The 25,150-nt window shown below is 70.7% G+C and carries 17 protein-coding genes; 9 read left to right on the top strand and 8 right to left on the bottom strand.

Annotated features, from left to right (window positions below):
* From ABD858_RS28695 to sbnA, 3 genes are all read left to right on the top strand, one after another.
* Positions 1–1,005 (top strand): TauD/TfdA family dioxygenase, encoded by a 1,005-nt coding sequence (locus ABD858_RS28695; protein WP_345042863.1) that lies wholly within the window; start codon positions 1–3, stop codon positions 1,003–1,005.
* The gene (gene sbnB, locus ABD858_RS28690; RefSeq protein WP_345042861.1) at positions 1,002–2,072 is read left to right on the top strand and encodes a 2,3-diaminopropionate biosynthesis protein SbnB; all 1,071 of its coding nucleotides are present in this window, start codon (positions 1,002–1,004) and stop codon (positions 2,070–2,072) included. The genes ABD858_RS28695 and sbnB overlap by 4 nt, the downstream gene beginning before the upstream one ends.
* 101 nt (positions 2,073–2,173) lie before the next feature.
* Positions 2,174–3,184 carry a 2,3-diaminopropionate biosynthesis protein SbnA gene (gene sbnA, locus ABD858_RS28685; RefSeq protein WP_345042858.1) on the top strand — a complete coding sequence of 337 codons (1,011 nt, stop codon included), beginning with the start codon at positions 2,174–2,176 and terminating at the stop codon, positions 3,182–3,184.
* A 214-nt stretch (positions 3,185–3,398) separates the two neighbouring features.
* Here sbnA and ABD858_RS28680 read toward each other — a convergent pair whose 3' ends face one another.
* The 7 genes from ABD858_RS28680 to ABD858_RS28650 form a co-directional block, all read right to left on the bottom strand.
* Entirely contained in the window at positions 3,399–5,375 is a 1,977-nt protein-coding gene (locus tag ABD858_RS28680; RefSeq protein ID WP_345042856.1) for a hypothetical protein, read from the bottom strand.
* Complete coding sequence (locus ABD858_RS28675) at positions 5,372–6,511, bottom strand: VWA domain-containing protein (protein WP_345042854.1); 1,140 nt, start codon at positions 6,509–6,511, stop codon at positions 5,372–5,374. The genes ABD858_RS28680 and ABD858_RS28675 overlap by 4 nt, the downstream gene beginning before the upstream one ends.
* Positions 6,508–8,781, bottom strand: coding sequence for a DUF5682 family protein (locus ABD858_RS28670; protein ID WP_345042851.1), 2,274 nt, complete (start codon positions 8,779–8,781; stop codon positions 6,508–6,510). The genes ABD858_RS28675 and ABD858_RS28670 overlap by 4 nt, the downstream gene beginning before the upstream one ends.
* Positions 8,781–9,881, bottom strand: a complete 1,101-nt coding sequence (locus tag ABD858_RS28665; RefSeq protein WP_345042849.1) for an AAA family ATPase — start codon at positions 9,879–9,881, stop codon at positions 8,781–8,783. Before ABD858_RS28665 ends, ABD858_RS28670 begins: the two co-directional genes overlap by 1 nt.
* Positions 9,878–13,429 (bottom strand): DUF4132 domain-containing protein, encoded by a 3,552-nt coding sequence (locus ABD858_RS28660; protein ID WP_345042846.1) that lies wholly within the window; start codon positions 13,427–13,429, stop codon positions 9,878–9,880. The genes ABD858_RS28665 and ABD858_RS28660 overlap by 4 nt, the downstream gene beginning before the upstream one ends.
* 87 nt (positions 13,430–13,516) lie before the next feature.
* Positions 13,517–13,651, bottom strand: a complete 135-nt coding sequence (locus ABD858_RS28655; RefSeq protein ID WP_345042844.1) for a hypothetical protein — start codon at positions 13,649–13,651, stop codon at positions 13,517–13,519.
* A complete protein-coding gene (locus ABD858_RS28650) occupies positions 13,648–17,214 on the bottom strand; it encodes a WGR and DUF4132 domain-containing protein (protein WP_345042842.1) in 3,567 nt (1,188 codons plus the stop codon). The genes ABD858_RS28655 and ABD858_RS28650 overlap by 4 nt, the downstream gene beginning before the upstream one ends.
* 110 nt (positions 17,215–17,324) lie before the next feature.
* On the opposite strand from ABD858_RS28650, the gene ABD858_RS28645 reads away from it, so the two are divergent.
* From ABD858_RS28645 to ABD858_RS28630, 4 genes are all read left to right on the top strand, one after another.
* Positions 17,325–18,278, top strand: a complete 954-nt coding sequence (locus ABD858_RS28645) for an RluA family pseudouridine synthase (RefSeq protein WP_345042839.1) — start codon at positions 17,325–17,327, stop codon at positions 18,276–18,278.
* Between the two features lie 158 nt (positions 18,279–18,436).
* Positions 18,437–19,252, top strand: coding sequence for a transporter substrate-binding domain-containing protein (locus ABD858_RS28640; protein WP_345042837.1), 816 nt, complete (start codon positions 18,437–18,439; stop codon positions 19,250–19,252).
* A 44-nt stretch (positions 19,253–19,296) separates the two neighbouring features.
* Complete coding sequence (locus ABD858_RS28635; protein ID WP_345044968.1) at positions 19,297–20,085, top strand: amino acid ABC transporter permease; 789 nt, start codon at positions 19,297–19,299, stop codon at positions 20,083–20,085.
* 4 nt (positions 20,086–20,089) lie between these two features.
* Positions 20,090–20,845, top strand: a complete 756-nt coding sequence (locus ABD858_RS28630; protein WP_345042834.1) for an amino acid ABC transporter ATP-binding protein — start codon at positions 20,090–20,092, stop codon at positions 20,843–20,845.
* Here ABD858_RS28630 and ABD858_RS28625 read toward each other — a convergent pair.
* Positions 20,820–23,840 carry an alpha-mannosidase gene (locus ABD858_RS28625; protein WP_345042832.1) on the bottom strand — a complete coding sequence of 1,007 codons (3,021 nt, stop codon included), beginning with the start codon at positions 23,838–23,840 and terminating at the stop codon, positions 20,820–20,822. The genes ABD858_RS28630 and ABD858_RS28625 overlap by 26 nt on opposite strands.
* A gap of 171 nt (positions 23,841–24,011) precedes the next feature.
* Between ABD858_RS28625 and ABD858_RS28620 the strand changes: the two genes are divergently transcribed.
* Together ABD858_RS28620 and ABD858_RS28615 are read left to right on the top strand one after the other, a co-directional pair.
* Positions 24,012–24,224, top strand: coding sequence for a rhodanese-like domain-containing protein (locus tag ABD858_RS28620; protein WP_345042829.1), 213 nt, complete (start codon positions 24,012–24,014; stop codon positions 24,222–24,224).
* Between the two features lie 104 nt (positions 24,225–24,328).
* Positions 24,329–25,114, top strand: a complete 786-nt coding sequence (locus ABD858_RS28615) for a class I SAM-dependent DNA methyltransferase (protein WP_345042827.1) — start codon at positions 24,329–24,331, stop codon at positions 25,112–25,114.
* Positions 25,115–25,150: the final 36 nt, after the last annotated feature.

Here is a 25,150-nt window from a genome sequence, read left to right as displayed (position 1 = left end):
ATGTCGTCCACATCCCCGGCGTCACTCCTCGACCTGGAGCTGCAACCGGGCAGACCGCCGATGCTGCGCGTCGAGACCACCGACGGTGCTCTGAGCTGGGCGGCCGAGCACCGGGACGCGCTGCGAGCCATCGTGGCCGAGCACGGTGCGGTCCTGGCCCGCGGTCTCGGGCTGCGCGACGCGGCCGAGACCGGTGCCGTCTTCCGGCGGCTCGCCAACGGCCTGATGACCGAGAAGGAGTCCTTCGCACCCCGGCAGATCTACTCCGACGGTGTGTACTCCTCCTCGAAGTGGCCGCAGAACCAGCCGATGTGCATGCACCACGAACTGAGCTACACGCTCGAGTTCCCCGGACTGATGATGTTCGCGTGCCTGGGCGCGCCCGCCGAGGGCGGGGCGACCGCGGTGGCCGACGCGTCCACCGTGCTCGAGGCGCTGCCCACCGAGCTGACCGGGCGGTTCGAGCGGGAGGGCTGGCTGCTCACGCGCAGTTACAACGACGAGATCGGAGCGTCCTTGGCCGAGTCGTTCGGCACCGAGGACCGGGGCGCCATCGAGCACTACTGCCGTGCCAACGCGATCGAGTTCGAGTGGCAGCCCGACGGTGGACTGCGCACCAGGCAGCGGCGCAGCGCCGTGGTGCGCCATCCGGTCACCGGCCGGCGCTGCTGGTTCAACCAGATCGCGTTCCTCAACGAGTGGACGATCGCCCCCGAGGTGCGCGAGTTCCTGCTGGACTCGTACGGCGCCGACGGGCTGCCGTTCAACACCTGCTACGGCAACGGCGACGCAATCGGCGAGGACGTCGTGCAGCTTCTCAACAAGGTCTACGAGGACAACACCGCACGCGAACCCTGGCAGGCCGGCGACCTGATGCTCGTCGACAACGTCCGTACCGCGCACAGCAGGGAGGCCTTCGAGGGGCCCCGCGAGGTACTCGTGGCGATGGCCGACGCGGTGCGCCTTGCCGACTGCTCCCCCACTGTCGAGGTGACTGCCGCATGATCACCATGAGATCCACTTCAACGAAGTCCGCCATGCCCGAGCCGGTCACCGTGCCACCGTTCGCGGTGATCTCCGGTGCGCAGGTCCAGCGCGCGCTGCAGGGACGCGAGAAGCAGATCGTGGAGCTGGTCGAGGCCACGTACCGGCTGCACGGCGCCGGTGATTCGGTGAACCCGCCCTCCTACTTCCTGCGCTTCCCCGATCGTCCGTCCTCCCGGATCATCGCGCTGCCGGCCTCGATCGGCGGGCGGGTACGGGTGGACGGCATCAAATGGATCTCCAGCTTCCCCGGTAACGTGGCGTCCGGCATCCCTCGGGCCTCGGCCGTGCTGATCCTCAACGACCATTACACCGGCTACCCGTTCGCCTGCCTGGAAAGCTCGATCATCAGCGCGACCAGGACGGCCGCATCGGCGGCCCTGGCGGCCGACCGGCTCAGCCGCGGCCGTCAGCGCCCGACGCGCGTCGGATTCGTCGGGACGGGCCTGATCGCCCGCTATATCCACACCTTCCTGGTCGGCACCGGCTGGTCGTTCGACGACATCGGGGTGCACGACTTGTCCGCGGACAGCGCGGCCGGCTTCCGCTGTCATCTGGAACAGTCGGGCGCCGACGGCCGGATCACCGTGCACGACAGCGCCGAACAGCTGATCCGCTCCAGCGACCTGGTGGTCTTCGCCACCGTCGCCGGTGAGCCGCATGTGCACGAGCTGTCGTGGTTCGAACACAACCCGCTGGTGCTGCATGTGTCGCTGCGCGACCTCGCGCCGGAGATCCTGCTCGCCTCGACCAACGTCGTCGACGACATCGAGCACTGTCTGAAGGCCGACACCTCGCCTCATCTGGCCGAGCAGCTCACAGGCAACCGGGACTTCCTGCTCGGCACCCTGGACGACGTGATGGCCGGGCGGGTGACGGTCCCGGAGGGCCGGCCGGTGGTGTTCTCGCCCTTCGGCCTCGGGGTGCTCGACCTCGCGGTCGGCAAGTGGGTCCACGACGAGGTGGCCCGCTCACAAGAGTTGCACGTCATCGACGACTTCTTCCACGAATTGCGCCGGTACGGCTGAGCCGCCGAGAGCGTCGACGGAGGCCCGGCCGGAATCGATTGAAACCGGTCCAGGGCCGACGGATGCTCCGGAAGTGCTCTGCCGTAGATGAGGAGACCAATGTGCCCGTCATTTCCGTTCCCCATGCCTTCAACGAGGACGAGCTCTATGTCGACCTGCGGTCGATCTTCGGGCGGTCGCTCTTCCTGAAGTGCGAGGGTTTCAACTTCGCCGGCTCGATCAAGATGAAAGCCGCGATCGAGATGGTGGAGAGCGCCGAGCGCGACGGGGTCCTGACGCCGGACTCGATCCTGGTCGAGTCCTCGTCCGGAAACCTCGGCGTGGCGCTGGGCATGATCGCGGCAAGCAAGGGCTACCAGTTCCTGTGCGTGACGGATGCCCGCTGCAACCTGTCGACCAGGCTGATGATGGAGGCGCTGGGCAGTCAGGTGCACATCATCGCCGGACAGGAGGCCAACGGTGGCTTTCTCCAGGCTCGCATCGACTACGTCCGCGCTCTGTGTGCCTCCGACGACCGGTACGTATGGCTCAGCCAGTACACCAATCCGAACAACTGGAAGGCTCACTACCGTACGACCGCGCCGAAGATCGCCCGGCGCTTCCCGCGAGTGGACGTGCTGTTCGTCGGGGCCGGAACCACCGGAACCCTGATGGGCTGCGCGCGCTACTTCCGGGAGTGGCACCGGCCGGTGCGGATCGTCGCGGTGGACAGCGTCGGCTCGGTGATCTTCGGTGGCACGCCGGGCCGCCGGATGATTCCCGGGCTCGGCATGAGCATCCGTCCGCCGCTGCTCGACGAGTCCTATGTGGACGAGGTGGTACGCGTCAAGGAGGCGGACACCATCCGTGCCTGCCATCGGCTGGCCAGACGCGGCTTCCTGTTCGGCGGATCCACCGGCACGGTGGTCAGCGGCGCGATGAGCTGGCTGGCCCAGCACGACGATCGTCAGCTCACCGCGGTGGCCATCGCCCCGGACCTCGGCGAGCGCTATCTCGACACCATCTACCAGACCAACTGGCTGGAGGACATCTACGGCGACGACGAACTCCCCCGCGCCTCCGGTACGGTCACCGGTCCACGGGCCACACCCGCAGGCCGGCGACCCAGGTGACGGCAAGCCGCCATCAACAGCGGGGCCGTGAAGCCCGGCCGGCGAAGCCGCGACCGCCGCCCCCAGGAGCGGAGACCGTCGCGAACTGGCCCGCCTCGACCTGGTCTCAGCCCAGGTCGAGGCGGGCCGGTTCGCGACGGGAGGCGATGCCCGGTTTCGGGTCCGTGTCGCGCGCCCGCTCCGATGCTGCCCGAAGGCGTGAAGGCCAGGCTGCTCAGGATGGGACCCCGGCAGCCGGAGACGGATCAGGCGCTTGTGACACCTGCAGTTCAGCGCTGACCATCAGATGGATCTGCGCGTCCGCCCAGGCACCGGCCGCCGCCTCGGCGCCCTGGCCGTGGAGTGTGTCCAGGAAGGTCCGCAGCAGTGCGGCGGCCCTGTCGAGGCCGGTCCGGGACAGCCGGCCGGCGGCTCCGCGCAGCCTCTCCCGTGCCGGGGCCGTGAGGTGGCGCAGACCGTGGTGGGCGGCGTCGGCGAGGGCGGAGAGCGCCTCGCCGAGGGCCTCGGCCAGCGGGTCGGCGGACGGGGTGAGCAGCGTGCCGGGAAGGGCTGTGGTGCCTTCTCCCGGAGCGAGATCGGGGACGGTCACCCCGGCGGGCGTGAGGAGAGCGATCGGGTCGACGACGATGCGGCCGCCGGAGCGGTGGAGGGCGCCGGTGACACAGTGGACCTCGCCGCTCAGGGCCTGGGCGAGGGCGTCCAGGGCGCCAGGGCACAGGGGGTCGTACACGGCGGACACATACGCCCGGGTGCCCGCCTCGTCCCGTACAGCCGCTTCCAGTCGCTGCTCGGCCGGGTCGTAGCCCACGCTCTCCACTTCGGAGATCGTGACGGCACGGACCGTCTCGGCTTCGACCCGCGGGCGGATCAGCCGCGGGGGCCGGCCCTCCCAGGACGCGGTGTGCGCGGCGAGGTCGCGTACGAGCAGCGGCTCGGGCAGGCGGGACCAGGCCGAGCCGACCGGGGTCACGCTCGTGGCGGCGAGGCGGCCGCGGGCGATGGAGAGGGTACGGGAGGCGCTCCGCCGGGCGTCCTCGCTGACCAGGCTGCCGGCCGACAGCGCGGCAAGGGTGGTGCCGAGGATGCGCCGGGACGCCAGCTCGTGTCCGGTCAGCGGGCTGTCGTGCGTCCAGGCCTTACGGAGGACCAGCACGATGCCCGCGTCGGCGTGCGCGAGATGGACCTCGGCGAAGGGCTCCTGCGCGGTGCCCCGGATGCGGCAGCCCAGCGCGGTGAGACGCACCCGGCGCAGCGGGGTCTCCCCCGCTTCCTTGACGCCCAGCACGTCGGGGGCGGTGTCCGTCCCTGCGGCCCGGTGGCGGGCGTGCAGTTCGGCGAGGAGCTCGGCGACACGCTCGGGGCGGTAGTGGGCGCTGCGGGCGGCATGGGCGGCGAGCTGGTCGGTGAGGTCCGCGAGCGCGGCCGCGGGCCAGTGCAGCGAGCCGGCGGTCAGCCGGGCGCCCGCCCGGCGCAGGGTGTTGACGAGGACCGCGTCCGCATGGGTGACCCCTCCCAGGAGGACGTCGTCGGCGAGGGCGACCGCGGTGTCCGTCCGCAGGACCGTGGTCCGGCCGCCTACGTCGATCCTGTCCGGGCCGGCCGCATCGGCGGCACGGAATGCCCAGACGGCCAGGGCCACCATCTCCCCGCGAAGTGCTTCGGCGGCATCGGTGAGGGCGTAACCGACCTCGCCGGGGACGGGGAAGCGCACGGTGCAGGTGGGCAGTTCGACCCAGGGACCTTCCGTGCGACCGGGGACGGGACGGTGCACCTGGGCGGTGTAGCCGCGCTCGAACGTGCGCCGGGCGGCGGCGAGCGCCCGGGTGCCCACTGCCATGGCCAGCGTCTCGTCGTCGATACCGCCCGGGGACCACTCGGCTTCGGCGGCGGCCCGGGGCTCCTCTTCTGCCGCGGTCCTCTGGTAGGCCAGCACCAGGCCGACGACATGCCGGCACACACCGGGCGCGCCGCAGCCGCACGTGGCGGTGTCCAGACCCGTGCCCGGTGGCAGCACCGCCTCCGTGCCGTCGCCGAACCGGCCGTTCACCGTGCCGTCCGGGCCGGTCGTGACGGCCGGCCCGGTGCCCGCGTCGAGCTCCTTCGCCGCCCGCTTGACCAGGCCCCGGTTGGCGAGTGCGGCAAGGGTGTCCGGGGTCAGGGCCAGCAGGTCCGTACGTATGATCGTGGTCATCGGCCCAGCCTCTCCGCGACGAACTCCGCGAGCCGGCCCGGTGTCATGGCGCCCACATGCGCGCCGGCCTCCGCGAGCCGGCCGGCCAGCTCACGGTCGTAGTGGGGGTTGGCCTCCTCGTCGAGAGCGGCCAGGCCGAGTACCGTCGTGCCCTGTTCGACCAGGGAGCGGACCGTACGTACCAGCCGGTAGGGGTCGCCTCCTTCGTAGAAGTCCGTGATCACGGCGAAGACGCAGCGGCGCGGATTGTCGATCAGGCCCGCGCCGTAGTCCACGGCCTGTGCGATGTCCGTGCCGCCGCCGAGCTGTACACGCATCAGCAGCTCCACGGGGTCGCTCACATCGCTGCTGAGGTCCACGACCGAGGTGTCGAAGGCGATGAGGTGGGTCTTCAGACCGGGCAGGTTCCACAGGCACGCGGCGGTCACCGCGGAGTGGATGACCGAGCCGGCCATCGAGCCCGACTGGTCCACCAGCAGCACCAGTTGCCACTGTTCGAGGTGGCGGCGGGTGCGGGAGTGGAAGTACGGGCGCTCGATCAGCAGGCGCCGGTGCTCGGGCTGGTAGTGCGCGAGGTTCGCTCGGACCGTCTGCCGGAAGTCGAAGTCCCGGGCCAGCGGCAGCCTGCTGGGGCGGCGGGACCGGGTGCCGTGGAAGGCGCGGCGGACCTCGGGGTTCAGGCGTTCCATCAGCTGACGGACCACGGACTCCACGATGCGCCGGGCGAGCCTGAGCACCTCCGGGTTCATCAGGTGCTTGGTGCGCAGTACCGCGCGGAGCAGGGTCGGGCTGGGCTCGACGCGTTCCAGTACCGCCGGGTCGGTGACGATCTCCTGGATTCCGTAGCGTTCGACGGCGTCCCGTTCCAGCCGCTCGACGGTCTCCTTGGGGAAGAGCCGGTGGATATCGTCGAGCCAGTCCACGGCGGTCACCACGGACGAGCCGTCGCCGCCCTCGCGTGTGGTCGCCGCGGGGCGGCGCACGCCGCGCCGGGCGAGGTCCTCGTCGCGGCCGTACAGCCAGTCCAGCGCGGCGTCACGGGCGGCCGCCGCCTCGCCCAGGGGGCCGGTGCAGCGCTCCGCGGGGGCGCCGAGGATGAGCCGCCAGCGTTCGAGGGCGGGGTCTTCGGTGGTCATCGCAGCAGTCCGTAGCGGTCGAGCAGCCGGTTCACGTTCTCCTCCAGGGACTTGGCCCGGGTGATCAGCAGCGGGTCCGCGCTCGTACGCAGCAGGGAGCGCGCAGAGCCGCGTACGTCGCGGCGCTCCAGCAGGCGCTGGGCGATGCGTTCGCGCTCGCGCGGCGGGAAGAAGGCGAAGGCCTGGCGCAACGCGGGCAGGGCCGTGAGGAATTCGGCGTCGCCCATCGCGCCGATGACGTCGTCGAGGTCGCCGACGAGGGATGCGACCTCGTCGCGGGCCAGCGCGAACAGGCCGGCGAGCCAGTCGCCCAGCGCGGCGACGGGCAGGGCGACGAGGCTGACATCACCCCCAAGCCCGTCCGGCGTTCGGGGCGGCGACACCGGGCTCGCGGCAAGGCAGCGTCGCAAGCCGCACGCCGCGCCGCGCAGATCCGCGGGGGCAGCCGGGTCCGCGCTGATACGAAGGGCGACCGCGGCTGCCGCTTCGCGGGAAACAGAGAGCAGTCCGGCCGCGTGAAGCAGCACGTCCCGCAGGGCGACGACGGCTCGCAGCAGGTCGAAGTCGATGCCGGACGTACCGCCGTGCATGCCTTCGAACAGCCAGAGCAGGCGTGTGGTGGCGCCGTCGATGACGGCGGCGAGCAACGGACCCTGCGCCACGCCGTACACCCGGTCGTGCCGCCACAGGCCGAGCGCCGCGGCGAGCACCTCGCCGAGCGGACCGGGCTCGCTCAGCTCGCCCACGCGTGCGGCGAGCGCGGCCAGCAGCTGCTCGGACAGTCCGCCCACGCCGCACAGCACGGCGTCGAACAGCGTCCGGGCGAGCAGGGCGGGGTTCGCGTCGAGATCCCGGGCCTGTTCGGAGAGGGCCACCGAGGCCGCCTCGTCGAGGCGTGCTCCGTACGCTCCCGCCTCGACCAGTGCGGCCTCCCGGCCGGGAGCGGGCCTCGGCTCCCAGCGTTCGGTGAACTGCGGGTCGGCGCCGTGTTCGGGGCCCGACGCCCGCTCGTACCCGGGGATCCCGAGGACGCGCAGACGGTGCAGGGCCCGGCTGCGCTCGAGGCCCGGGCGGGTGGTCAGATCGAGGGAGAACGGCTCGTGCGCGTCGAGTCGCAGTTGCGCGAGCCGTGCCGTCACGTCGTGGACGAGCGGCGGCGCGGGCGTGTCGGGGTGCAGTCGGCCGACACGCTCGCCGCTGCACGCGGCGACCATCTCGACCACCACGGGGTGGGTGCCCGCGGTGAGCGTGCCGCAGGTGGTCCACGGCAGCGGCTGGTCCAGGTCGTCGCTGATCAGGGCTCCCGCGAGACCGTCCAGGACGTCGGTCCTGGCAGGTCCGGGGTGGCCGCGCAGCGCCGTCAGCCCCTGGGTCAGGCCGCGGGCGGCGATCAGGTCCGCCGTGGACACCGGGTACTTGCGGGCGCGCAGCCGCCCGGCCACCGCGCGCAGCAGGCGGTCGGCGGCGGCCTCTGCGCCGTGCTCCCATACGTCCTGGTAGTAGCCGGGCGAGGGCATACCGGACTGGTATCCGGCGAAGGCGTCCAACTGCCGGAAGGAGTACGGCACGAGGAAGCTGCCGCTGAGCGCACCGGGCGGTGGCTCGGGCACATCGGGCAGGCCCTGCGCAGGCTGTCCGGCCAGGGCGCGCAGCGCCGGCTGGTGGAAGCCGCCGGTGACCACGAGCACCGGGCGCTCCCCCGCCTCGGCGAGGGCGGCACGTACCCAGGAGGCCATGTACTCCTCGCGGGCCTGGTCGCCCGCATCCGCTTCGGCGTCACCGCGTACCAGCTGGAAGTAGGTGTCGAGGCGCTCCCTCAGGCCTTCGTCCGTCTCGACCTCGAACAGCGTGTCCCACAGGGTGTCGACGGAGTCGACCGAGAAGTGGCGGCAGAGCCGTTCGGTGGCCTGCGCATAGCGGGCCTCCGCGTCGGCGTACCGGTTGGTGCGCTCCGCGAACGCCGGGTGCCAGGCGGGCAGATCGATGAACCGCACCTGGGCTCCGGCGGCCCGGCCCGCCCGGAGTGCGACCCACTCCGGGGAGTAGTCGCACAGCGGTGTCCAGGAGGTGGCGGCGCGCTGCTCGTCCCGGTAGTGGCTGAACGCCGCGATGGGCAGATCGTGGCCGAGCAGCAGCTCGTCCAGCCGGTCGTTCATATCGGCGGGGCCCTCCACCAGGACGTACGCGGGGCGCAGTTCCTCGATGGTGGCGGCCACCAGGCGCGCACAGGCCGGGGAGTGGTGGCGCACGCCCAGGAACGTCGCGGTCATCAGCCGTCCAGGAGGTGACGTGCGTCGTACAGGGCCTGCCACTGCCCGCCGCGGCGGCGCGGCACCTGCTGCTCAAGACAGCGGCGCAACCGGGCCAGGTCCTCCGGGCTGTCCTTCGCCGCGGTGCCGGCCAGGCAGGCGACCACATCGGCAGCGCTGCCCGCCTCACCGCGCAGGAACCAGCCGCGTACACCGACCGCGTGGGCGACGGAGACGGCCTCGGCGGTGCTCATCACCGCGGAGGGGCGGTCCGCCGCACGGCCGTCGTGCGAGGTACCTGCCCGCAGCTCGCGGAACGTACCGACCAGCACCTCCAGGACGTCCCGGTCGGGCGGGGCCTCGACGCCGGAGCGGCGCAGCAGCGCGCTCGCTTCGGCCTCGACGAGGGCGAGTTCGGTGTCGAGGTCGGGTATCGGGAAGACCGTCTCGAAGTTGAAGCGGCGCTTGAGTGCGGCACTCATCTCATTGACGCCCCGGTCCCTGGTGTTGGCGGTGGCGATGACGTTGAAGCCCTGCTTGGCGAAGACCATGCCGTCGGGCCCGTCCAGCTCCGGGATGGCCACCACCCGCTCGGAGAGCAGGGACAGCAGCGAGTCCTGCACTTCCAGGGGGCAGCGGGTGATCTCCTCGAACCGTACGATCCGGCCCTCGGCCATGCCGCGCAGCATCGGCGCGGGCACGAGGGAGCGGGTGGAGGGGCCCTCGGAGACCAGCAGGGCGTAGTTCCAGCCGTACTTGATCTGGTCCTCGGTGGTGGCCGCGCCGCCCTGCACCGTCAGGGTCGAAGTGCCGCTGACGGCGGCCGCGATCAGCTCGGAGAGCAGGGACTTGGCGGTGCCCGGCTCGCCCACCAGCATCAGTCCGCGGCTGGTGGCCAGGGTCACCAGGGCGCGGTCGACGAGGGAGGGGTTGCCGACGAACTTACGGTTGATGCCCGCGCTGTCGTCGCCGGTGATGAACCGGCGTGCCGCACGCAGGCTCAGTTGCCAGCCGGGGGGCCGGGGGTCGGAGTCGGCTGCGCGCAGGGCGGCCAGCTCGTCGGCGTACCGGACCTCGGCCGGGGGCCGCTGGAGCTGTTCCTCGGTGGTCTGTACGGTCACTTGGCGGTCAGCTCCGTCAGGTCGGCGAGCAGCTCGGAAACAGTCACAGGGTCGAGGTCGCCGAAGCGCAGCAAGTCGGTGCGGCTGGACCAGTAGTCACCGGGCCGGGTGTCGAGCCAGACGGTCTCCAGCGTCTGTTCGGGGAAGGCGTTGATGGCGCCGACCGCGACGCCCACGTCCGGGGCGATGACCAGATAACGGTCCCGTCCGAGGCGCTTGGATATCCAGCGCTCGATTCCGTTGTCCTCGGGCGTGCCGCGCTGCCAGCCGCGCCGCTCCAGGCCCACCAGCTTGCCCGTGGGCACGGTGATTCCCTCGAAGCGGGTCAGCCGTGCTCCGGCCGCCTCCTCGTCCGTCAGGTGGTGCACGGTCCGGCCCAGCTGCGGGAAGGGCTGGAGGATCTCGTAGTCGGCGAACAGCTCGGACCATGCGGGGAGTTCATTGCCCAGGTGCAGGGGGTGCGGCAGGCTAACGGTCGCGCCTGCGGGGAGTTCGAAGACGTCGTCCTCGACGTCGGCGAGGGTACGGTCCTCGGCGACCCGGAACGCGGTGGCCGTGCCGTCCTCCGACTCGCTCAGCCACACCAGGCGGCGCACCAGGTGCCACAGCAGGGGGTGCTGGACGAAGAGGTCGCGGAATTCCCGCGCCGTCCAGGAGCGGCCCCGCACCATGGCGGCCTCCAGTCGGCGCACCTGGTCGGAGGCGATGGTGCGGACGTCCTTCTTGAGTGCCATGAAGCGCTTGCGCTCAGCGGGGGCGAGCTCCCCGTCGTCTTGTGCGCCAGCCTGCGGCAGGTCCTTACGGCGTTTGCCATCCTCGTCCAGAACATACGGCCGGAGCTGTTCGTCAAAGCCCACGGTGAAGCGGCGGGTTCCGTAGTCGATGACGGTGGAGCCGTCGGCGTTCAGGCCGAGGTCGGGGACGAGGCGGTCGGCCAGCTGCGCCGAGGTGAGGCCGAGCCTGGCCGCCACCTCGGTGATCTTGTCCTGAGCTCGGGCCTTGAGGCCCTTGAACTTCACCCGCTGGGCGACTCCGTGCAGATGCAGCAGAGCGACGTCCGTGCCGATGGACGCGAGGACGTCCAGACCCTCCACGGCACGATGGTGGGCGCTCTCACCTGGCCAGGCGCGCACGAGAGGCGTGAGCCGGCGGACCGTCTCGTCGTCGCCAAGCAGTCCGAGGGCGTGCAGCGCCCAGCTCTCCTTGGCCGGCATGCCCGACTTGCGCCACTGCTCGAAGAGGCCCCAGGCAAACTCCGCGAGCGATGCGGGCTCGCAGCACTCGAGGAGCACGGGGACACCCGGGTACGGCTCACCGGGCTTGGACAGGGCCAGCATGGTGATCGCGTGCCGGACCGATGCGACAGGCAGCGCTCCTCCGGTCCGTACCCGGATCTGCGGCAGGAGCATCGGCTCGGCCCATTCGGGGATCTCCGGCATGTGGGCGGGCAGCGCGTTCTCCAGCGGGTCGACGGAGAGGAGCTCGTCGACAGCGGCCGCGGCCTGAGGACCGTACGAAGCGGCGGCGGCGCGTACGGTGTCGTTGCCATGGACGGTGGCGACGGTCCGCAGCGCCTGTTCCGCGGCGAGCCTGGCGTTGCCCGGCTCCCCCACCACGTCGGGCACGAGGAGGGCGGCGACCTCGGCTCCGTGCCGGGCGAACCAGGTACGGGCCGTGGCGCCCGCCGACTTGAGCCTGACCGCCCAGTCGGCCATCAGTCGGGCGACCTCGACGGACACATACGGCAGCAGCAGCGGGCCGATACCCGACTGGCGTCGGGCGGCACGAAGCAGCGCCGGAAGGATCGCCAGTTCGTACTTGGCCGCGACAGGCTTCAGTGCGTAGTCGGCGTCCCAGAGGTCGTCGCTCGGGTCCCAGTCCGTCAGCAGCGGCTGAATCAGTTCGGCCGGTGCCGCGACGATCACCCCGGCGGACCGGACCGTGCCGCGCTGTATCTCGTAACGCAGGAAGGAGGCGTCCCGTGCCTGCTCCTCGGTTCCGTGCCAACGGTCGTAGTAGGCCCAGGTGGCCCCCCACTCCTCACGCTCGCCAGGTGCCCAGGCGATGCGCGGCTTTTCCTGCGCCGTCAGCCCGCTGACCACCTTCGGCTCGGCAGCCGCGCGCTCACGTGTCCACGGCGGGGTGACCAGCACTTCGGGGAGCATGTCGAGGGGTGCTTCCTCGGCGTGGTCGAACTTGTCCAGGCAGTGCTGGACCACTGCGGCGGCCTCCGGGTCGAGCGAGGGCAGCACGGTCCTGGCCAGATCCGGGTTGCCGGCGATGTGGGCGGCGAGCAGGTGCTCGAGCGCCGGGCCCCGGTCGGCCGCGGCCAGTAGGCGCAGGGCGCGCGCCGGATAGCGCTGTGCGGCTTTCACCAGATCGGGCCACACGTGCTTGTTGTCCGAGGAGCGCAGCAGGATGTCGAACGCGTCGTCGGTGGGGAGTTCGAGCAGTACACCCGAAAGGCGTTGGGCCCGTTCCCTCCAGACGTCGGACAGGTCCGAAGCCATCAGCGAGGCGAAGCCGGGACCGATTCCCTCGGCGAGGGTGCCGAACTCGGCCAGGGACCATCTGTATGTGTCGGCGCCGCGGAGCTTCTGGAGCTGCTCGGGTGAGCTCAGCGAGCAGTACAGCATGTCGCAGACGAAGCCGTCGTGGTCTCTGAAGTCCCAGCCGGTGCAGCACTCGTCGACCCACTCCGCCTCGGTGGGGACGAGGTAGGAGGCGATGATGCGACGGCGAGCGCCGTCGCGGGCCTGCGACAGTGCCTTGACCGTCTCCTGGTAGGCCGTTTCATCGGCTGCGGCAAGGAGGGCCCTGATCCGATCGGCGGCGGGGCGGCGCCGGTCGCTCCCGGAAAAGCGGCTGTACTCGGGGAGCGTGACGATCCAAGGGCGCCTGCGCCCTGATTCGTCGCGTTCTTGATACAGCCGGAGCTCGAAGAGTTCCACGGTGGCCCGGGCGGCGAAGGGCAGGCCGTGGGTGGTGGCCCAGGTATGCGCGATCAAGGCGTAGTCCGACTGCCAGGTTTCCTTGAGCACGGCGAGGACCGCGGCACCGAGGGGGTCGGCCTCTCCGGCCTGGTGCGCCCTGACGGCTTCCACCAGACGTGGTTCGCTGCGCGGCTCGCTGAGGCCGTACTCGACCTCGGGATCGTCCGCCGCGAGCCAGTCGGCCGCCTCCCGCAGCGCCTTCTTGGTCGGGGCGGGAACGGAGCGGCGGACACCGCCGCGCCGCGGGTACAGCTTGCGCCGCCACGCCATGGGCAGAACGAAGGTGTCCTCGTCGAGAACCTGCGCCTCGACGGCGGCGGGCGTCGCCGCCGCGCCGGCCTCCTCGTACCCCTTGCGCTCCTTCTCCCCCGCCGCCTTGGCCAGGTACTCCCGCGCGGCATCCGCCGAGGCGCACTCCTTCACCTGCGTACGGCCGTCCGTGCCGATCCGCCCGTAGCGGACCGTCACCGTCGCACCCTCCGCCTCTGCCTCCCAGAACTTCGCCGACGTGCCGTCGACGTACTCCCAGCGCCGCACGGTTCCTCCCCTGTCCACCCACGCAGATGATCAAGTGTCGTCACCGTAGCGGGCCCCACTGACAACGAAGTCACCGCCTCCACAACGCCGGCCCACGTGCTTTCGTCACCGGTGATGAGCCGCCGGGCCGCGCAGGCTGAGCTGCCGGCCCGGCGGCCGGGGGTCGGAGTCGGCGGCCCGCAGGGCGGCGAGCTCGTCGACGTACCGGACCTCAGCCGGGGGCGCTGCAACTGTGTTCACTTGGCGGTCAGCTCCGTCAGATCGGCGAGCAGCTCGGAGGCGGTCACTGGGTCGAGCTCGGCGAAGCGCAGCGTCGACTCGCGAGGCGGTGACCAGTCGCCGGGCGAATCATGGAGCCAGACAGCGTCCAGCTTCTGCTCGGGGAAGATATCGACCGCGCCGACGGCGATGCCGTCGTGCGGATTGATCACGGCGTAGCGGTCCGGGCCGAGCTGCTTGGAGATCCAGCATTCGACGCCGGCGTCCTGGGGTTCGCCGCGCTGCCAGCCGCGCCGCTCCAGGCCGAGCAGCCTGCCCGTAGGGACGGTGATCCCTTCGAAGCGGGTGAGTCGAGAGCCTGCCGCTTCCTCGTCGCTGAGGCAATGGACCGGGCGGCCCATCTGCGCGAAGGGTTGGAGTATCTCGTAGTCGGCGAACAGCTCGGACCAGGCGGGGAGTTCGTCGCCCAGGTGGAGGGGGTGCGGGAGCCGGACGGTCGTCCCCTCGGGAAGGTCGAAGGTGTCGTCCTCGACATCGGCGAAGGTACGGTCCTCGGCCACCCGGAAAGCCGTGGTCGTGCCCTCCTCCGTCTCGCTCAGCCACACCAGGCGCCGCACCAGGTGCCACAGCAGCGGGTGCCGCACGAAGAGATCTCGGAATTCCTCCGCCGTCCAGGAGCGGCCCGCCACCATGGCGGCCTCCAGCCTGCGCACCTGGTCGGAGGCGATGGTACGAACGTCCTTCTTCAGGGCCATGAACCGCTTGCGCTCGGCGGGGGCAAGCTTCGCGTCGTCCCGGGCGCCGGGCTGCGGCAGATCCTTGCGGCGCTTGCCGTCCTCGTCCAGGACGTAGGGACGCAGCTGCTCGTCGAAGCCCACGATGAAGCGGCGGGTTCCGTAGTCGATGACGGTGGAACCGTCGGTGTTCAGGCCGAAGTCGGGGACCAGGCGGTCGGCGAGCTGCTCGCCGGACAGGCCGAGGCCCGCCGCCACCTCGGCGATCTTTTCCTGAGCGCGGACCTTCAGCGCCTTGAACTTCACGCGCTGTGCGACACCGTGGAGGTGCAGCAGAGCGACATCGGTGCCAATGGAGGCCAGCACGTCCAGTCCCTCCACCGCACGGTGGTGCGCACCCTCGCCGGGCCATGCCCGCAGGACCGGAGTGAGCCGGCGGACCGTCTCGTCGTCGCCGAGCAGACCGAGGGCGTTCAGCGCCCAGCTCTCCTTGGCCGGCATGCCCGACATGCGCCACTGCTCGAACAGGCACCAGGCGAACTCGGCGAGCGAGTCGGGATCGCAGTGCTCCGTGAGCACCGCGACCCCGGGATAGGTCTCGCCCGGCTTGGACAGGGCCAGCATGGTGACGGCGTGCCGAGTCGATTCAATGGGCAGCGCACCGCCGGTCCGCACCTGGATCTGCGGTAGCAGCGTCGGCTCGGCCCATTCGGAGATCACGGGCATACGAGCGGGCAGCGCGTTCTCCAACGGGTCGGCCGAGAGCAGCTCGTCGACCGCCTCCGTGGCCTCGGGACCGTATGCGGCGGCAGCAGCGCGTACGGTGTCGTCGCCGTGGGCGGCGGCGATCTGCCGCAGCGCCTGTTCGGCGGCGCGCCGGGCGGCGCTCGCCTTGCCCACCGCGTCGGGGACGAGCAGAGCGGCGGCTTCGGCACCGTGCCGGGCGAACCAGGTACGGGCCGTGGCACCGGCCGACTTGAGCCGGACCGCCCAGTCGGCCATCAGCCGGGCGACCTCGACGGACACATACGGCAGGAGCAGTCGGCCGAGGGGGTGCGGCTGGCGCGGGGCCGCCCTGAGCAGCAACGGCAGCGCTGCCAGTTCGAACTTGGCGGCCACGGGCCTCAGCGCGTCCTCACCGTCCCAGAGGTCGCTCGGGTCCCACTCGTCCAGCAGCGGCCGGACGAGTTCTTCCGGCAGCCCGGTGAACAGTCCGGCGGAGCGCACCGTGCTGTGCTGGATCTCGCGGCGCAGCGTCGCATCGTCCCACTTGTCCTTCTGGTCAGCACGCCACCGTGCGTACCAGGACGTGGTGTTGGCCCACTCGTCCCGCTCACCCTGCGCCCAGGCGATCCGCGGTTCCCCTTCCGCTGACAGCCCGGTGACCACCTTGGGCTTGGCAACTACGCGCTTACGCGTCCACGGCGGATTGACCAGCAGTTCGGGAAGTGCGTCGACCGGTGCGTCCTCGGCGCGGTCGAACTGGTCCAGGCATGCCTTGACCACCTCGGCGGCCTCGGGGCCGAGCGTGGGCAGCACGGCCTTGGCCAGCTCCAGGTTGCCGCCGATGTGTGCGGCGAGCAGCTGCCTGGCCGCCGGGCCCTGATGCGTCGCGGCCACCACCATGCGCAGGGCGCGCACGGGGTAGCGGTGCATGGCCTTGAGTAGGGCGGGCCGGACGTATTTGTCGTCCAGGCGGGACAGCAGGATGCCGAACGCCTCGTCGGTGGGCAGTTCGACAAGTGCGCCGGCGACGAGCTTGAGTGCGTCCCCGCCGACGTAGCTCCGGTTCAATGCCTCCGCCAGCAGCGGGGCGACGGCCGGGCCGACGCCCTCGGTGATCGTGGCGATCGTGGCGAGGGCGGGCCCGAGCCCGGCCCGGCCGCCCAGCTGGTCCACCTGCTCCGGGGAGTTCAGCGAGCAGAAGAGCATCGAGCGGATGGTGTGGTCGTCCGTGCCGCTGGGACCGGGCTCGGCAATGCACTCCGCCACCCAGTCGGTCTCGGAGGGGACGAGATAGGACGCCACGATGCGGCGGCGGGACCCGTCCCGGGTCCCGGCCAACCCGGCGACGGCAGCCCGGTACGTCTCCTCGTCGGCAGCGGCGAGCAGCGCCCTGACACGGTCGGCCGCCGGACGGCGCCGCATGGTCACGTACTGCCGCGCACCCTCGCCGAGGTACCGGACGGACGCATTGGTCCGCTTCATCCCGTGCTGGTCCCAATGGACATCGACCTCGAAGAGCTCCACGGTGGCCCTGGCCGCGAAGGGCAGGCCGTGGGTGGCCACCCAGGCGTCCACGAAGACCGAGTAGTCGGTCTCGTAGGTCCCCCGTATCGCCGTGACGACCGCGGCACCGAGGGGGTCCGCGCCACCGTCGAGGTACGCCTGTGCGGCCTCGACGAGCCGGGGTTCACCAAGCGGACCGGCCAGGGCTGTCTCGATCCAGTTCATGTCCTTCTCGATGAAGAAGGCGGCCTGCTCCACCGCGTCCTTGGCGGGCTTCTTCACCGTGCGGCGGATGCCGCCGCGCCTGGGGTGCAGATGCCGTCGCCAGGCGGTGGGCAGGGTGAAGGTGTCCTCGTCGACGGCCCGAACCCCGGCCTCGACGGAGGCGCCGGCGGTGGCCGCCGGTACCTCGGCCGCCCCGGCCTCCTCGTACCCCTTGCGCTCCTTCTCCGCTATCACCTTGGCCAGGTACTCCCGCGCGGCGTCCGCCGAGGCGCACTCCTTCACCTGCGTACGGCCGTCCGCGCCGATCCGCCCGTAGCGGACCGTCACCGTCGCACCCTCCGCCTCTGCCTCCCAGAACTTCGACGATGCGCCGTCGTCGTACTCCCAGCGCCGCACGATTCCTCCCTGTCCGCCCACTCGGATGATCAAGTCTCGTCACCGTATCGGGGCCCACTGACAACGGAGTCTCCGCCTCCGCATCGCCGGCCCACGTACCCTTGCCCCACGTGAGACGCAGATCCAAGACCCCACCAGCCCCGCTGCCGCAGCGGTACGGCATCGACCCGGCGCGACTGCGGCTGCCCGCGGACCCGGAGGGGTCCTGGGTGACCGTGCGCGATCACCTGATGGAGCGGTTCGCGGCCGCGATCGGCACCGAGCGCGTGGACGCGATGTTCGCCGAGGGCCGGTTCGTGGGGACGGACGGTCCCGTTGGCGCGGCCGAGCCGTACACCGCCGGCCGGTACATCTGGTTCCACCGCGACTTCGCGCCCGAGCAGCCGGTCCCGTTCGTGGTGGGGATCGTCCACCGCGACGAGCGGATCGTGATCGCCGACAAGCCGCACTTCCTGGCCACCACCCCGCGCGGCCGGCACATCACCGAGACCACGCTGGCCCGGCTGCGGCGCGATCTGGACCTGCCGGAGCTCCAGCCGGCGCACCGGCTGGACCGGCTCACCGCGGGTCTCGCGCTGTTCGTCGTACGGCCCGAACATCGCGGGGCGTACCAGACGCTGTTCCGTGACCGCCGGGTGCGCAAGGAGTACGAGGCCATCGCTCCGTACGACCCGGAACTGGCGCTCCCCCTCACCGTGCGCAGCCGGATCGTCAAGGAGCGCGGGGTGATGGCGGCCCGGGAGGAGTCGGGCGAGCCGAACAGCGAGACCCGTGTCGAGCTGCTGGAGCACCGCGACGGCCTCGGCCGGTACCGGCTGACACCCGCCACCGGGCGTACGCACCAGCTGCGCGTGCACATGAACAGTCTGGGACTGCCGCTCCTCAATGATCCGGTCTACCCCGTGGTCGCCGAGCCCGCCCCGGACGACTACGCCCGCCCGCTCCAACTGCTCGCGAAAACACTGGAGTTCACCGATCCGATGACGGGCCGCCCGGTGCGTTTCGAGAGCAGGCGGACACTGGCGATGCCCGGGCCGACAGCCCCGCTCGCGACGGACGACTGAGGGGCGCGACACCCGTCCTCGTCCCGCCCCCAGCAGGACGGGTATTCAACTGGTGATGGTGTGCAACCTGGTGCACTCTGCGGCGCGGTGCCACAATCTGTGCACTCTTCGGCGCGCAACATGAGCCTCACAAGGGGACACCATTGCGATCTTCACGCGTGCTCTTCCGCCGATCCGCCGCCCTGACCGCCGCCCTTTCGCTGACCCTGCTCGCCGCCGCGTGCAGCAGCGACGAGGGCACGACCACCGCGGGCGGGGTGAAGCTGGTCAAGTCCGGCAAGCTCACCACCTGCACACATCTGCCGTACGCCCCCTTCCAGTCGGAACAGGGCGGCAAGATCGTCGGCTTCGACGTGTCGATGATCGATCTCGTCGCCGAGGACCTCGGCGTCAAGCAGGAGATCGTGGACAAATCGTTCGAGACGATCAAGACAGGGGCCGACCTCAACGCCGGTACGTGCGATGTGGCCGCCGCCGGTATGACCATCACCGACGAACGTAAGAAGAACCTGGACTTCTCCGTCCCGTACTTCGATGCGACGCAGGCGCTGCTGGCCCGCAAGGGCGTCAAGGCATCGACGGTCGAGGACATCGTCAAGCAGAAGCTCAAGTTCGGCTCGCAGTCCGCCACCACCGGTGAGGACTTCGCCCGCGAACACGGCGCCGACCCACAGTCCTTCGAGAGCACCGACGCCGAGCTCAACGGTCTGCGCACCGGTCAGGTCGATGTGATCGTGCAGGACTATCCGGTGGTGCAGAACTGGCTCAAGGACTCCGCCAACGCCGCGGCGTTCGAGGTCGTCGGCAATCTCGACACCGGTGAGCAGTACGGCTTCGCGGTCCGCAAGGACGGCAACCCCGAGCTTCTGAAGCTGATCGACAAGGCCATCACGGACGCCAAGGCCGACGGCACGTACAAGAAGCTGTACGAACAGTGGATCGGACCGATGCCGAAGGGCGCCGACGGCCGGTGACCACCCTGACCTCGAAGGAGCACGCGGAAGAGGCGCGTCCACGGATGTCGCCGCGGCGCAAGCGCCGTATCGCACGCGGGGTGCAGTACGCCGTCTTCTTCGTCGCCGTGGCGCTCGTCGGCGTACTGGCCGACTGGAACGGGCTCCAGGAGCAGTTCCTGGAGCCTTCCGTGGCCGAGCGACTGTTCCCGGATCTGATCACGGTCGCGCTGCTGAACACGGTGGTGTACACGCTCAGCGGCTTCGCCGCGGGGCTGGTCCTGGGCCTGGCCGTGGCTCTGATGCGGCTGTCGTCGGTGGCGCCGTACCGGTGGGTGGCGATGGCGTACATCGAGTTCTTCCGCGGGCTCCCCGCCTTGCTGATCTTCATCTTCGTGGGTGTGGGGGTGCCGCTCGCCTTCCCCGGGACGGCCTTCCCCGGGGGGACGTACGGGCAGGTGGCCTGTGCGCTGGGGCTGGTCTCGGCCGCGTACATGGCGGAGACGATCCGGGCCGGTATCCAGGCGGTGCCGCGCGGGCAGTTGGAGGCGGCCCGCACGCTCGGTATGCCGCACGCCACCGCGATGCGTTCGATCGTGATTCCGCAGGCCTTCCGGATCATCGTGCCTCCGCTGACCAATGAGCTCGTCCTGCTCTTCAAGGACTCCTCACTGGTGCTGTTCCTCGGCGTCACCCTGCAGCAGCGCGAACTCACCAAGTTCGGCCGCGACTTCGCCGGCCAGACGGCCAACACCACGCCGATCTTCGTGGCGGGGCTGTGCTATCTGCTGGTCACCGTCCCGCTCGGCTATCTCGTGCGCCGCCTCGAGGCGCGTCATGCGAAGGAACGGTGATCACATGACGACCGCGGCGATCGAGATCCAGGGGCTGCGCAAGTCGTTCGGCGACCGGGAAGTGCTGCGCGGCATCGACTTCACCGTCGACCCGGGCGAGGTGGTCTGCGTGATCGGCCCCTCGGGCTCCGGCAAGTCCACCCTGCTGCGCTGTGTGAACCTGCTTGAGGAGCCCACCAGCGGAAAGGTGACCGTCGCCGGCACCGACCTCACCGACCCGGATGTCGACATCGACCGGGTGCGCCGCCGGATCGGCATGGTCTTCCAGCAGTTCAACCTCTTTCCGCATCTGAACGTCCTGGAGAACCTCACGATCGCCCAGCGCCGGGTGCTCGGGCGGAGCAAGGAGGAAGCGGGCCGGATCGCGCGCGAGAACCTCGCCAAGGTCGGTCTCGCCGACCGCGGGAGCAGCTATCCCGCACAGCTCTCGGGCGGTCAGCAGCAGCGTGTCGCCATCGCCCGGGCCCTGTCCATGGGGCCCTCGCTGATGCTGTTCGACGAGCCGACCAGCGCGCTCGACCCGGAACTCGTGGGAGAGGTGCTGGGTGTCATGCGCACACTCGCCGACGAAGGCATGACGATGATGGTCGTCACCCATGAGATGGGTTTCGCCCGCGATGTCGCAGATCGTGTGGTGTTCATGGACGACGGTTCGGTGGTGGAGGAGGGCCGCCCGGAGGACGTGCTGGGCAGCCCGAGCCACCCTCGCACACGTTCCTTCCTCGCCCGTGTGCTCAGGCCCGCTTCAGACGGAGGGTGACCAGCTCGAAGGGGCGCAGCGACAGCTGGATTCCTTCGGCGGTGACGGCCACGGGGGTGTCCAGCGGGCGCTCCAGGAGGTCCGTGGCGTACGCGTCCTCGTAGTCGAATCCGGGGGTGAGCAGGGCACGCGCCCGGCCGCCGCGGGACTCGTAGAGGCGTACGACCACATCGCCGCTGCCGTCGTCGGCGAGCTTGAGCGCGCTGAGCACGACCGCGTCGTCGTCGACGGTGACCAGCGGGGCCACGGCGGCGCCGCCCGGAACGCGGCGCTCGGGAAGGTTGACGGCGTAGCCCTCGCGCACCGCGTCGCCGATCGTCGCGCCGGGAAGGAGCGCGTGCCGGAAGCGGTGCACGCCCTGGTCGGTCTCGGGGTCGGGGAAGCGGGGTGCGCGCAGCAGGGATACGCGGACGGTGGTCGTCGTGCCCTTGTCCTCGGCCCGCACCGTGCGGGTGACGTCATGGCCGTACGTCGAGTCGTTGACGACGGCCACGCCCCAGCCGGGCTCCTCGAGATGCACGAAGCGGTGGTTGCAGGCCTCGAACTTGGCCGCCTCCCAGCTGGTGTTGGTGTGGGTGGGCCGGAAGAAGTGGCCGAACTGGGTCTCGGAGGCGTACCGCTCGGCGTGGATGTCGAGCGGGAACGCCATCTTCAGGAACTTCTCGGTCTCGTGCCAGTCGACCTCGGTGTCGATGTCCAGGCGCTTCGCCCCGGCGGCGAGGGTGAAGACCTGGGTGGCGGTGGAGTCGCCGAAGGTGCGTACGACGCGTACGGAGACGTAAGTCCCGCCCTCGCTCGCGGTGATGCGGTCGGACGTGGTCAGATCCGAGCCGGTGTTGCGGTAGAAGCTGTCGACGTCCCAGGCGTCCCACATGTTCGGCAGATCCTGGTGAAGTTGGAGGAGACCGGCGGCGGCGCCGGGAGGGAGGGCTTCGCGGCGCGCCTGGATGTCGTAGGCCGAGACAACGAGTCCGCGTCCGTCGATCTCGACCCGGAGCAGGCCGTTGTCGAGGACGTACCCTCCGGACGTGCGCGGAGCCATGACCGGCTTCCGGCCGGCCGCGGCGGCCGGGGCGGCTCCGCCCGCGGCGACACCGTGCCGGGTGTGCGGGGCGGCGTTGAAGACCAGGACGGTGCCGCCATCACCGGCGAGCGCGTTCTGGGCAGCCTCGATGATGCCGCCGAGTTCGGCCGCGACCGCGGCGTAGGTCTGCCTGGCCTCCCTGTGTACCCAGGCGATGGAGGAGCCCGGGAGGATGTCATGGAACTGGTGCAGCAGCACGGTCTTCCAGACGCGGTCCAGCTGTTGGTGCGGATAGGGGAATCCGGCGCGTACGGCGGCGGTGGCCGCCCACAACTCGGCTTCGCGCAGCAGGTGTTCGCTGCGCCGGTTGCCCTGCTTGGTCTGTGCCTGGCTGGTGAGGGTGGCCCGGTGCAGCTCCAGATAGAGCTCGCCGACCCATACGGGCGGGTTCGGGTACTCCGCCTCGGCCTTGGCGAAGAACTCAGTGGGCGCCTCCCAGCGGACCGTCGCCGAACCCTCCAGGCTGCGCAGCCGGGCGGCCTTGGCGACCATCTCACGGGTGGTGCCGCCGCCTCCGTCGCCCCAGCCGGTCGGGGCGAGAGACCGCCGGGCGGCTCCCTTCTCCTTGAAGTTCGCTGCGGCGTGGGCGATTTCCCTGCCGTGCATCGAGCAGTTGTAGGTGTCGACGGGCGGGAAGTGGGTGAAGACGCGGGAGCCGTCGATGCCCTCCCACAGGAAGGTGTGATGGGGGAAGGTGTTGGTCCTGCTCCACGACATCTTCTGGGTGAGCAGCCATTTCGCGCCCGCGGCCCTGATGATCTGCGGCAGTCCGGCGGCGAAGCCGAAGGTGTCGGGCAGCCACACCTCCTCGTTGTCGATACCGAACTCCTCGATGAAGAAGCGCTTGCCGTGGACGAACTGACGGGCCATCGCCTCCGAGCCGGGCATGTTCGTGTCGGACTCCACCCACATGCCCCCGGTGGGCACGAAACGGCCCTCCGACACGGCCTTCTTCACCCTCGCGTAGACCTCGGGACGGTGTTCCTTGATCCAGGCGAGCTGCTGCGCCTGCGACATGGTGAAGACGAAGTCCGGCTCGTCCTCGAGCAGCGCGGTCATATTGGAGGCGGTACGCGCCACTTTGCGCACGGTCTCGCGCAGCGGCCAGAGCCAGGCGGAGTCGATATGGGCGTGGCCGACCGCGCTGATGTGATGGGCGGCCGGATGGGCGGGCGAGGCCAGCACTTCGATGAGCTGCTCGCGAGCGGCGATGGCCGTGGAGTTCACATCCTGGAGGTCGACCGCGTCCAGGGCCCGTTCGACCGCCCGCAGGATGTCCCAGCGGCGGGCACTGTCGACGGGAAGTTCCCGCATCAGCTCCCCGAGCACCTCCAGGTCGTGGACGAGCTCCCACACCATGAGGTCGAAGACCGCGAGGTCCATCCGGCCGAGCCGGTACTGCGGCTCGCTGCCTGCCGTCCCTCTGTCCCCCAAGAGGGTGGGCACGAAGGGGCGGGGGCCGAAGACGACCGGATTGGAAGCGGCCTCGATGTGCAGGACGACCTGCTCGCCCCCGGTGACGGGAGCCCCGATGCGCACCCACTGATTGCGGGGACTGAGGCCCTTCACGGGGGCGCCGTCGGGGAGGTACACCAGGCCCTCGCACTGGAAACCGGGCATGTACTCGTCGAAGCCGAGGTCGAGCAGGGCCTCGACGATCCGGCCGGCCCAGGCCTGCGGGACGGCCCCGGTGACTTTGAACCAGCTGGTGCCCCACGGAGCACCCCACCTGTCGCCGACACCGATGGGCCCGGTTCCGGCGGCCAGCCCCTCGGCCACCGGCACCGGTTCGCCCGGCGCGTGCCACACGGTGACGTCCAGCGGCAGCCGCTCGGGATACACGGCGGGCCGGATCCGCTCGTCGAGGACGCGCGTGAGCCGGGCTTCGACAAGGCTGCGGTCGTCATGCATGCGGGTGACTCCGTTGTCGTGAGAGGCCGGGTGTTACCGAGGCACTGCGGCACCGGCCACGCGACAGTTCTCCCCGACGGCACGCGCCTCGAACCGGCCCTCAGGGGTTCGCCGGTGCGTCGTCGGCTCCTGGACACAGGCCTGGGCGAAGCACGCGGCACCCTTCGTGCGGTGGCGCTCGCTCCGGGCGAGGTCGACACGCGGGCCGCCGAGGTGTTGCCCGACCGAAGCGCCTCGATCGTGACATACTGCTCCAACTCGGCCTGCCCCAACAGCGGCCAGGTCGCCGGCCGGCTGATCCACCTCGGGTACACCGATGTCCGCAAGTACCGCGAAGGAATCCAGGACTGGACGGACGCGAGCCTGCCCACCGAGTCGGCCTGAGCACGGGACACGTCAGGGGTGGCCGGCCCACGGGGGAGCCGGCCGCCCCTGGCCGTGCGCCTTCCGCTCATCGGCGGCAGACACGGCAACCAGGAGGTACGACGATGACCGGGACCACCGACCCGGCGCGGATGAGGACCAACCGCGCGGCCCTCACCCACAAGATCCGATACGCCGTGCGTCGCCCCGACCGCTGGGTCCCCCATCTGCGCCGGCTCGGCCGCGACTGGAAGCTGCGGCTGACCACCCGCGATCATGTGGCCTACTACCGGGCCGTGATGAAGGCGGACGCCGCGAAGAGCCCTTCGCGTGCCGTGGGCAGCGCGACCCCGGAACGCTGGCTCGCTCTCGGCCAGATGCAGTTCGACTACCTGGTACGGCACGGGCTCACCCCCGACGACCGGATGCTGGAGATCGGCTGCGGCAATCTGCGCGCCGGCTGGCGGTTCATCGACCATCTGGACACCGGCCACTACCACGGGATCGACATCTCACCCGAGATCCTCATCGCGGCCGGCGACACCCTGGCCGAGCGCGGCCTCCAGGAGAAGCTCCCCCACCTCGGCCTCGTACGCGACCTGCGCCTGGCCTCCCTGCCGGCCGGCCACTTCACGGTGGTGCACGCGCACAGTGTGTTCTCCCACTGCCCGCTCGCGGTCATCGACGAGTGTCTGTCCCACATCGCGCGCGTCATGGCCCCGGGCGCGTTCTTCGACTTCACCTTCAACCGCACCGAGGGCAAGCAGCACCACGTCCTGCGCGAGGACTTCTACTACCGCACGGACACACTGGTCGAACTCGCCAGGTCACACGGGCTCACCGCCCGGCTGATGGAGGACTGGGAGCAGCTCCCCCACAAGCAGTCCAAGATCCGGGTCACCACCGCCTGACCCGGGACGGCCAGACCCCCCGCACCGGCCGGTGCG

Origin of the sequence: Streptomyces sannanensis (assembly GCF_039536205.1) — a bacterium.
Lineage (GTDB): Bacteria > Actinomycetota > Actinomycetes > Streptomycetales > Streptomycetaceae > Streptomyces > Streptomyces sannanensis.
The sequence above is the reverse complement of the archived record's forward strand: the minus strand, read 5'-3'. Positions and strand labels throughout refer to the sequence as shown.